Raw genomic sequence first — 10,879 nt, 5'->3', positions numbered from 1 at the left:
CCCCCGACGCGGCCAGCGCGAACACGTGGATCGCCGGAGTCCCCGCACTCAGTCCCCCGCCGCCGGGCAACGTCACCGAAGCCAGCGACTTCCCGGCAGTCAACGCCACCGGCACGGAGAAGATGTTCCCGGACCCGCTGTACGTCGTGTTCCCCTGCCGGTTCTGGTACGCCGAACTCACAGCCAGCGCACCACCGCTCGGCGGCGTCGTGGAGAACCAGTCCGGCACCGTCAGGCTGTAACTCTGGGTACTGCCATCGGTGTAGGTGATCGTCCCGGACCCGGTCGCCGGACCATAGTCGGCGGAGACCAGGAACCCCAGCGTGCCCGACCCCGACAACGAAATGGTCTGCCCTTCAGCGACCGTGTTGTCGTTGACCCCGGCAGCCACATTCGGGAACGTGAACGTCACCCCCGACGCCGTCACCGAACTCCCCGGCCCGGCACCGGCGTTCGTCAGCGCGGTCTCCGAGAAGCTGGCCCCGTTGGCGTCGAAGTTCCCCGCCGCAGTGTTGTTGTCCGCGGTGATCCCGACGTTGTTGAACGACGCGGCCAGATTCGGGAACGACACCGCCGGGTCCAGACCGATCTGGACCTTGCCCAGGTGCCGCGCCGCGGTCGCCTTCGTCCCGGTCACCTGAGCGAACGGCAGCGACGTCGTCAGCCCCGAAGGCCGCTCGACCAGGTACGTCGAACCCGCCGTCACCGGCACGCTCAGCGTCCCGCTCGTCGTCGCCGCCACCACGACGGCCCCACTCGACCCGTTCACCACCTCGGCCTGCTGACCCGGCCACGGATTCCGCACGGTCATCGTCTGCGTGCTGCCGGCCTGGATCGCGGCCGTGGCCAGCGTCCCGCCCTCGACCTGCACGTCGACCTTCGTCCCGCCCTGCACCGCCACCGTGCCGGACGCGTCCCAGCCCGACGGCCAGGCCGGAGCGAACCGCAGCGTCCCGTCGTAGTCCTGCACCAGCGCCTCGTCGACGGCCGTGGCCACGGTCGAGGACTGCTCGATGTACGGCTCGTCGCCGGTGTTGCCGTTGAACAGGTTCGCCAGACCACTGATATAGGCCTGGTAGCCCTGCGTCACCGAGTTCAGATCCGAGGCGACCTCGCTGCCCAGCCCGAGCCGCGCCGCCTGCACCGCGTCGAAGTTCCAGTCCGGGTTCGTCTTGTTGACCCGGTTGGTGTACGTGCGCTGCGCCAGGGCGGTCAGGTTGTCGCCGTTGACGACCGTGTTGTCGCCGATCAGGCCGTAGGGCCACACCGGCTCCAGGCCGATGTTCTCGCCGTTCTGCGGCTTGGCCGACGGCTGGTAGGAGTCGGCGATGATGTCAGTACCCTGCGCGTCGACGTTCGCCGCGGCCGACGCCGAGGTCGGCTGCGGGTTCAACAGCTGGGTCTTGCCCGAGTCCGTGCGGGCGTACGGCTCGATCTGCCCGAGCGCGGTGTTCAACTGCGAGACCAGCGTGGGGTCGGAGTTCAGCTGCGTGGCGGCCTTCACCGTCGCGGAGAACAGCGCCTGGCTGGCGGCGATGTCGGTGGTCGGGTCCGTGACGGCCCACTGCGTCTCGTGCGCGTTCGCGGTGGCGTGCAGGAAGTTGTCCGAGCCGACGCTCTGGTAGTTGAGCAGGAACGTCGAGGTCTGCTTCAGGATCGGGTAGTACTTCTGCAGGAACGCCGCGTTGCCAGTGTCCTGATACTGCTGCCAGACCCACAGCGCGATCTCCGCGCCACTGGTCAGCGTCAGCGCGTTGTAAGTGGGGCTGGAGGCCTGCGCGCAGGAGGCGTTCTGCGTGTTGTTGCCGCCGTTGTAGAAGCCGTTGCCGTTGAACCGCATGGTCTCCGGCACGCAGGCCCCGGGCTTGCCACCCATCTGCGCACTCGTCCAGGACTCGATGTTCGGCAGATCATTGAGATACATGTCGAAGATCGGCGTGTTGAGCGCGAAGTTGCCGGAGCTGAGGTTCGCCGCGATCTGCCCGCGCAGGTTCCACAGCCAGTACCCGGCCGGGTACCAGTCCTGTTTGTCCTGCGAGAAGTTGAACAGGTCTGCGACGCCCGCCTGACTGCCGGGATAGGTGCCGGCGTGCATCGTCGCGGCCTCGAAGTAGAGATACAGCGTGCGCAGGTTCTCCATGTACTGCGCCGTGCCGTCCGAGGAGTTCATCTCGATCAGACCGCTGTTGGCCCAGTAGTTGTTCCACCACGACGACTGCGTGCCGAGCAGCGAGGACGTACCGGCCGTGGCGTCGCCGCCGATGACGGTGTTCGCGGTATTCGTCGGATCACCGCCGGTCCACTGCGGTGAGGCGACGACGACCCGGTACGACCCGTCAGAGTTGGGATTGAAACTCACCTGCACCTGCGTGGAGTTCACCACGGAGGCGGACACGTTCTGTCCGCCGGCGGTGACCGCGGCCATCGCCCCGAAGGTCTGCCCCGAGTTCCCGGTCTGCGAGTTGTCGACCCACGTCTGCGCGAGGCTGCCGACCGCGCCGGACGCGGCCGTGGACGGCGTCCGTCCGCTCCACAGGCTCAGCGTGGCGGTCTGCCGCGCGCCGGGATTGGCGCCGGTCACGTTGACGACCAGCTCGTCCTTGCCCGCCGGCACCCACGCCTGGAGCGTCATCCCGCCGCCGGACTCGTTCAGCACCCCGTTGTAGAGGTCGAGCGATCCGGTGAAGTTCGAGGCGGAGGTCATCGCGGTGAGCCCGGGGATGTTCACCTGCCCCGGCGACAACCGGTTGGGCATGGTGTCGCTGCGGTTGAGCTGCGCGGTGAACCCGTTCGCGGCCCACTCGGCGACCCCGAGCGAGCCGTTCCCCAGCGGCAGCGACTGCGTCGCGGCGTTGTTGGGCTGCCCGAGCACGACGTCGGACCGCGAAACGACACCGCCGGTGTTCAGCTGGAACGCGCCGTTCTGCCACGCGGTCGTGGTCGTGGCCGCGAGGGCCGGTGGGGCCAGGCCGCCGGCGATGACGGACGGCACGGCGATCATCGCGGCTGCGGCGGCGATGGACAGGCGGGTACGGGGATTTCGACTTGACACGAGCGCTCCCTGGATGCGGCGCGTGAAGGCGCCGTCACGTCGAAGACATCGGATGTGTTGTAGCGCACGATCGGGACGCCGTCTAGGTATCAGGGGTGTTGCGCAACTTCTTACAGTGCACTGTCAGAGTTTTTCCGGGTACTGATCCAAGGGTTGCCCGACCGTCGTGCTGCGACGACGCGGAAGAGCTGCCGTGAGCACGCACTAGATCCATACTTAGTCTTTACTCTTGAGGTTATTGCCATGAGAACCCTGATGTTGTTTTAGTGTTACGCATAAGTCAAGCGTCTCGCACAGGCGTTCCGCCGCCGATTGTCTGGTTGCCGGCGCCTGGGCCCAGTCATCGGATGTATCCATCATGAGAATCAGGGCTCTGCCCTCCCTGGCAGCCTGTGCGCTGGCTGCGACAGCCTGGCTCGGCGCCGCCTCCGCCGCCCCGGCCGCCACCGCCACCCCCACTCACGCCGCGCAGGCCGCGCAAGCCGCGGCGGCACCGAGCCCGATGTGGGCCACCCAGCTCCAGTTCGACAACAACGGCACGGCCTGGTCCCAGGCCAGCTTCGCGGCGCTGAAGGCGAAAGGCCTGACCACGGCGGAGATCGACATGCCGTGGGGCACGGTCGAGCCGTCGCAGGGCAGCTTCAGCTTCACCGAACTCGACCAGGAGCTGGCGAACGCGGCGGCCGGCGGCATCAAGCTCATACCGATCTTCTGGTACTCCGGCTGGGGCGGAAGCCCCGCGCAGTGGGTCAACGGTCGAGAGGTCGACAGCACCGGCGCGAGCAGCCCGGCCCCGGTCTGGTGGGATCCGGCGAACCAGCCCGCCTACTTCGACTACGTCACCAAGACGGTCGCGCACATAGCCGGGAACGCCGGCTACGGCGGCAGCATCCTCGACTACGGCTTCCTCGACGCGCAGTGGGACATCAACGGCGGCGCCTCGGGCTGGGCCCAGGCCGACATCGACGAGTTCCACAACACCTACCTGCCGAACACCTACGGCACCATCGCGGCGTTCAACACCAAGTATCAGACCTCTTACGCGTCCTTCGGCGCGGTCCCGGCCGCAGCTATAGGCCAGTCGTTGTGGGGCGTCTACCAGGCCTTCCGGGCTTGGAGCGTGCAGGACACCTACGGCCGGCTCACCGCCGCGGTCCGTGCCGTCACCGCCTCGACGCCGCTCTACTACTACTTCGGCGGGCACTTCGGGAACGCCGTCAACTACGCCAACATCCCCGACATCTTCTTCACCCTCGCCAAGCAGTACTCGGCCACGGTGATCGTGGACGCCGCACAGTCCCCCGGCCTGACGCTGACCTTCGGCAGCCTGGCCCGCGCCTACGGAGTTCCGCTGGCGCAGGAATGGACCGCGCCGAGCGACAGCACACAGCTGGCCGCGCAGGCGGTGCAGTGGCTGTCCAACTACGGGATGGGCCTGCCGGAGGGCGGCGGCGAGGACTTCTTCATCCACGACGGGACGCAGAAGGACGTCGTGGGCTGGCCGATCTACACCTCATGGCTGCCGACACTGCCGACCATCACCGGCGCCTATCCGCAACAGCCGGTGGCCGTCTACATGGACTTCTCCCAGGCCTACGGCAACACCTCCGGCGGCGCCGTCGGCAGCATGGAGGACGCCATCTCGAACCTGTGGAGCGGCTACCAGGCCGGGTTCGCGGTCGTCACCAGCCAGGAGGTGGCCAATGGGACGGTGAAGCTGTCGTCGTACAAGGCGGTTCTGCCGATGAACGGGACCGACGCGAACCTGAGCGCCTACCAGTCCGCAGGCGGAACCGTGCTGAGCAACGGATCGCAGCTCGCCTCGTACGCCCCGGCCTACGCGTCCCTCGCGAACACCGGCGTGCTGCAAGTCGTACCGGACGTCGCCGGCACCGGTACCAGCGCGACGGTGACGCTCGCGGACATCACCTCCGGAACCGCCTACAACGCCGCGGTGACGTTCAACATCGCAGGCCTCGGCATGACGGCCGGGAGCTACCACGTCGTCGATGTCAGCGGGAACGTGGTACCGCAGAGCGCCGTCAGCGGCGGGATCTGCACGGCTCCGAGCATCCAGGCCGCGCAACTCGTGCAGTGGAACATCGTCGCCGGGGCCGCACCCGCCGGAACCCCGGTTCCCTCGGCGTGCGGCGGCAGTGGCGGCACACCGGTGATCAGCCTGCGAGCGCACGCGAACAACGACATCGTCACGGCCGACAACGCCGGCGCGGCGCCGCTGATCGCCAACCGCACCGCGATCGGCGCGTGGGAGCAGTTCGACCTGATCTCCAACTCCGACGGGAGCGTCAGCTTCCGGGCACACGCCAACGGCGACATCGTCACCGCGGAGAACGCCGGCGCGTCGTCGCTGATCGCGAACCGGACCGCGATCGGGCCGTGGGAGGAGTTCGACCTCATCCACAACTCCGACGGCAGCGTCAGCTTCCGGGCGCACGCCAACGGCGACATCGTCACCGCCGAGAACGCCGGTTCCAGCCCGCTGATCGCCAACCGCACCGCCGTCGGGCCGTGGGAGGAGTTCGACCTCATCCACAACTGAGATCCGGATCCCCGATCCGAACCCCAGATCCGAACCCCACACAGGCACACACAGCTCACGCAGCTCACACAGCACCGTCAGCACCGTCCCTTGGTCCCCGCTCCAACCCCGCCACCGACCCCGGAGTCGAGTCGATGAGACGTACCACCCCCCACCGCAAGCTGCTGGCCGCGGGATCGGCCCTCACCCTGGTCTGTACCGTCACCCAAATCTGTGCCCTCGCGGTGTCCGTGACCAGTGTCGCGGCCTCCCCCGCGAAGAGCGCCGCCCCCACACCCGCGGCCAGCAGCACGCCGATCTACCTGAACACCAGCTATCCCTTCCAGGCCCGCGCCGCAGACCTGGTCTCGCGGATGACGCTGGCCGAGAAGGCTGCGCAGCTGAACACCACCAGCGCCCCGGCGATCCCGCGCCTGGGCGTCCAGCAGTACACGTACCAGGCCGAGGCCCAGCACGGCATCAACTACCTCGGCGCCGACCAGAACAGCGGCAGCGCCGCCGGCAACCCGCCGGTCGCGACCAGCTTCCCGACCAACTTCGCGTCCTCGATGTCCTGGGACCCGGCCCTGGTCTACCAGGAGACGACGGCGGTCTCGGACGAGGCCCGCGGCCTGGTGGACAAGTCGCTGTTCGGCACCGGCCAGAACAACCTCGGCCCCTCGGCGAGCGACTACGGCTCGCTGACGTTCTGGGCGCCGACGGTGAACCTGGACCGGGACCCGCGCTGGGGCCGCACGGACGAGGCGTTCGGTGAGGACCCGTACCTGGTCGGGCAGATGGCCGGGGCGTTCGTGAACGGCTTCCAGGGCAACTCCATCACGGGCCAGTCGCTGAACGGCTACCTCAAGGCCGCCGCGACTGCCAAGCACTACGCCCTGAACAACGTGGAGCAGGACCGGACCGGCATCTCCTCCAACGTCAGCGATACCGACCTGCGCGACTACTACACCAAACAGTTCGCGAGCCTGATCGAGAACTCGCACGTCGCGGGTCTGATGACGTCCTACAACGCGATCAACGGCACGCCCTCGGTCGCCGACACCTACACGGCGAACCAGCTCGCGCAGCGCACGTACGGCTTCAACGGCTATGTCACCTCCGACTGCGGCGCCGTCGGCACCACATACCGCAACTTCCCGGCCGGCCACGCGTGGGCCCCGCCGGGCTGGACCACAAACGACGGCGACACGAGCGCGATCTGGACCAACACCGCCACCGGCGCGAAGATCTCCGGCGCGGCCGGCGGCGAGGCCTACTCGCTGCGCGCCGGAACACAGGTCAACTGTGGCGGCGACGAGTTCTCGCTGCAGAACATCCAGGCCGCGATCAGCGCCGGGATCCTGTCCGAGGGCGTCATCGACGCCGACCTGACCAAGCTGTTCACGGTCCGCATGCAGACCGGCGAGTTCGACCCGGCGTCGCAGGTCCCTTACACCAGCATCACCAAGGCGCAGATCCAGAGCCCGGCGCACCAGACGCTGGCCACCACCGTCGCCGACAATTCGCTGGTGCTGCTGAAGAACGGCAACGTCTCGGGGACCAGCGCGCCGCTGCTGCCGGCGAACGCCAGCAAGCTGAACAACGTCGTGGTCCTCGGCGACATGGCGAACGCCGTGACCCTCGGCGACTACTCCGGGGCGCCGACGCTCCAGGTGAACGCCGTGCAGGGCCTGACCTCGGCGATCAAGGCGGCGAATCCGAACGCGAACATCCTGTTCGACGCGGCCGGCACCTCCAGCACCGCGACCGGCGCCGCGACGCTCAGCAGCGCGACGCAGACCGCTATCAAGAACGCAGACCTGGTCCTGCTGTTCGTCGGCACCAACCAGAACAACGCGCAGGAGGGCAACGACCGCACCACCCTGAACATGCCGGGGAACTACGACTCGCTGATCACGCAGACCACGGCGCTGGGCAACCCGAAGACCGCGCTGGTCGTCCAGTCCGACGGCCCGGTGAAGATCAGCGACGTCCAGGGCAGCGTGCCGGCGATCCTGTTCAGCGGCTACAACGGCGAGAGCCAGGGCACCGCGCTGGCCGACGTGCTGCTCGGCAAGCAGAATCCGAGCGGGCACCTGAACTTCACGTGGTACGCCAACGATTCGCAGCTCCCTGCGATGAGCAACTACGGCCTCACCCCCGGCGACACCAGCGGGCTGGGCCGGACCTACCAGTACTTCACCGGTACGCCGACGTATCCCTTCGGCTATGGCCTGAGCTACTCGACCTTCAGCTACTCCGCCGCGACCGTCGACAACACCAACCCGAACGCCGACGGCACGGTCAACGTCTCGTTCACGGTGACCAACTCCGGGAGCAGCGCGGGCGCGACCGTGGCGCAGTTGTACGCCGGGACGCAGTTCACGGTCTCCGGTGTGCAGCTGCCGAACAAGCGGCTCGTGGGCTTCCAGAAGACGAACGTCCTGAACCCGGGCGCCTCCCAGCAGATCAGCATCCCGGTGAAGATCAGTGATCTGTCACTGTGGAACGCCACGACGATGAAGTCAGTGGTCTACGACGGCACGTACGGCCTTCAGGTCGGCGCCAGTTCCTCCGACATCCGCTCGACGGTGAACGTCGCGGTGTCCGGCGCGATCACGCCGAAGGTGCAGTACGTGACCGTGCAGCCGGAGAGCGTCGTCTACGACGCCGGGTCGACCGTCGACCTGACCGGCAAGAATCAGTGGATCAAGGACGACACCACCGGCGTGGGGTCCGTCGCCCAGGGCCGGGACATGAGCGTGACCGCGGACAACGTGGTCGAGGCCGTGAACAACGACCAGTCGTTCGTGAACCTCGCCAACGCTTCGGTCAGCTACAGCAGCAGCGACCCGACGGTGGCCACCGTCACCAGCGCCGGCCAGGTCCACGCGGTCGGCGACGGCACGGCGCTGATCAGCGTCACCGTCAACGGCGTCACCGGTACCGCGCCGATCGTGGTGCGGCACACGCTGAAGCTCGCGGCGCCAGCGCTGATCACAGCCGGCGGCAGCGGTACGGCGACCACGACGTTCGTCAACGGGGGCACCGCCGCCGAGACGAACGTGGCCGTGGCGCTCACCGTGCCGTCGGGATGGACCGCGCAGGCCACGACTCCGGCGACGTTCGCCAGCGTCGGCGGTGGGCAGTCGGTGCAGACGACGTGGAAGGTGACCGCGGCTTCCGGCGCGGCGGCCGGGCCGTACGCGGTGTCGGCGCAGGCCACGTTGAACGGCAGCGGTCCGTACACCGACTCCGGCACGATGAACATCGCGTACTCGTCGCTGAACGCCGCGTTCAACAACGTCGGCATCACCGATGACGCGAGCACGGCGAACGGCAACCTGGACGGCGGCGGGACGAGCTACTCGTCGCAGGCGCTGTCCGCGGCAGCCGGAATCACGCCCGGGGCGACGCTCACGCACGACGGCGCGACCATCAGCTGGCCGAACGTCGCGGTCGGGACGAACGACGACGTCGTGGCCTCCGGGCAGACGGTTCCGGTGTCCGGGTCGGGCACGACGCTGTCGGTGGTCGGCACGTCGACGTACGGGGCTTCCTCGGGGAGCGGGACCGTCATCTACACCGACGGGAGCACGCAGGACTACAGCCTGGGGTTCGCGGACTGGTGGTCCAAGACGGCGGCTCAGGGTACTGACGTCATCGCCAGCCCGACGTACATCAACGGCGGGAGCGGGAAGATCACGCAGGCCGTGAACCTGTACTACGCGGCCGTTCCGCTGCAGGCGGGCAAGACGGTGAAGGCCGTGGTGCTGCCGAACGTCAGCGCGGGTGCGGCACGGAGTTCGGTGTCGATGCACATCTTCTACGTGGGGGTGTCCGGCAATACGGCGAGTTCGGTGATCAGCCTGCGGGCTCATGCGAACAACGACATCGTGACGGCCGACAACGCCGGCGCGTCACCGCTGATCGCGAACCGGACGGCCATCGGGCCGTGGGAGTCCTTCGATCTGATCCACAACGCGGATGGGAGCGTCAGCTTCCGGTCCCATGCCAACAACGACATCGTGACCGCTGACAACGCCGGCGCGTCGCCGCTGATCGCCAATCGCACGGCGATCGGGCCGTGGGAGGAGTTCGACCTGATTAAGAACTCTGATGGCAGCGTCAGTTTCCGGTCCCACGCCAACAACGACATCGTGACGGCGGACAACGCCGGGGCTGCTCCGCTGATCGCGAACCGGACGGCCATCGGGCCGTGGGAGGAGTTCGACCTCATCAACGACTGAGACAGGGTCCGCAACGTTCCGGGGCTCGTGGGGTTTGCGCTGCGCAGACCCCACGAGCCTTCTCGTTTGCGGCCGTAATATACGAGACAACAGGAACTAGCCGAGGAGTGCATCGTCGCCACGCCGCCGAATCTGCGAGAAGAGGGCCGCTTGCGGGTCCTCCAGGTCCTGCTCGCGAGCGCCACGACCAGTCGGCCGGAGCTGGTCCGGCTCACCGGGCTGTCCCGCGCGACGGTGTCCGTGCTGGTCGCGGACCTGATCGCGGCCGGGCTGGTGGTGGAGGAGAACGGCGGGAACGGCGCCGCCGAGCCGGAGAGCCGCTCGATGGGGCGGCCGGCGTTGCCGTTGGCGCTCAGCCGCTCGGTCGCGTACGCCATCGGCGCGGACATCGGGCACGCGCACGTGCGCGTCGCGCTGTGCGACGTGCACGGCACGCCGCTGTGGGAGACGGTCGAGGCCAAGGAGGTCGACCGCGCGCCGCACGAGACCCTCGACCTCGCCGCCGACCTGGTGCACCGCGCGATGGCCGAATACGGCGTCCCCCGCGAGCGGGTCCTGGGCCTCGGCGCCGGCATCGCCGCCCCGGTGGACGCCGTCGGCGCACTGTCAGCGGAGGGCATCATGCCCGGCTGGACCGGCATCCGCCCCGGCCCCGAACTCGAACGCCGCACCGGCCTGCCCACCGAGATCACGAACGACGCCAACGCCGGCGCCCTGGCCGAGCACATGTACGGCGCCGGCCGCGACTCGGCCGACATGGTCTACATCCGCCTGTCCGCCGGCATCGGCGCCGGCGTCATCTCCGCCGGCCGCCTCCAACTCGGCGCCGGCGGCCTGGCCGGCGAGATCGGCCACCTCCCCGCCGTCCACGACGGCCTGGTCTGCCGCTGCGGCAACCGCGGCTGCCTGGAAACCATCGCCAGCCCCGTCGCCGTGGCGCGCCTCCTCCAGGACAGCTGGGGCGAACCGGTCTCCCCCGCCGACCTCCCGGCCCTCCTCGCGACCCGCACCCCCGGCACCGCACGCGTCGTAGAGGAC

4 protein-coding genes are annotated in these 10,879 nt (G+C 68.5%); 3 read left to right on the top strand and 1 reads right to left on the bottom strand.

Going from position 1 to position 10,879, the window contains the following annotated elements:
* On the bottom strand, window positions 1–3,052 hold a 3,052-nt coding region (locus GWK61_RS48645; protein ID WP_194920331.1), incomplete at its 3' end, for a beta-sandwich domain-containing protein.
* Between the two features lie 358 nt (window positions 3,053–3,410).
* On the opposite strand from GWK61_RS48645, the gene GWK61_RS48640 reads away from it, so the two are divergent.
* From GWK61_RS48640 to GWK61_RS48630, 3 genes are all read left to right on the top strand, one after another.
* Window positions 3,411–5,612: a beta-galactosidase gene (locus GWK61_RS48640; protein WP_194920329.1), complete on the top strand. Its 2,202-nt coding sequence runs from the start codon at window positions 3,411–3,413 to the stop codon at window positions 5,610–5,612.
* 134 nt (window positions 5,613–5,746) lie between these two features.
* Window positions 5,747–9,841, top strand: a complete 4,095-nt coding sequence (locus GWK61_RS48635) for a glycoside hydrolase family 3 C-terminal domain-containing protein (RefSeq protein ID WP_194920327.1) — start codon at window positions 5,747–5,749, stop codon at window positions 9,839–9,841.
* A gap of 150 nt (window positions 9,842–9,991) precedes the next feature.
* Window positions 9,992–10,879: ROK family transcriptional regulator (locus GWK61_RS48630; RefSeq protein ID WP_194920325.1), on the top strand; the 888-nt coding region annotated here is incomplete at its 3' end.

It is taken from the genome of Catenulispora rubra (assembly GCF_015356825.1).
GTDB lineage: Bacteria > Actinomycetota > Actinomycetes > Streptomycetales > Catenulisporaceae > Catenulispora > Catenulispora rubra.
This window is presented reverse-complemented; position numbering and strand designations above follow the sequence as displayed.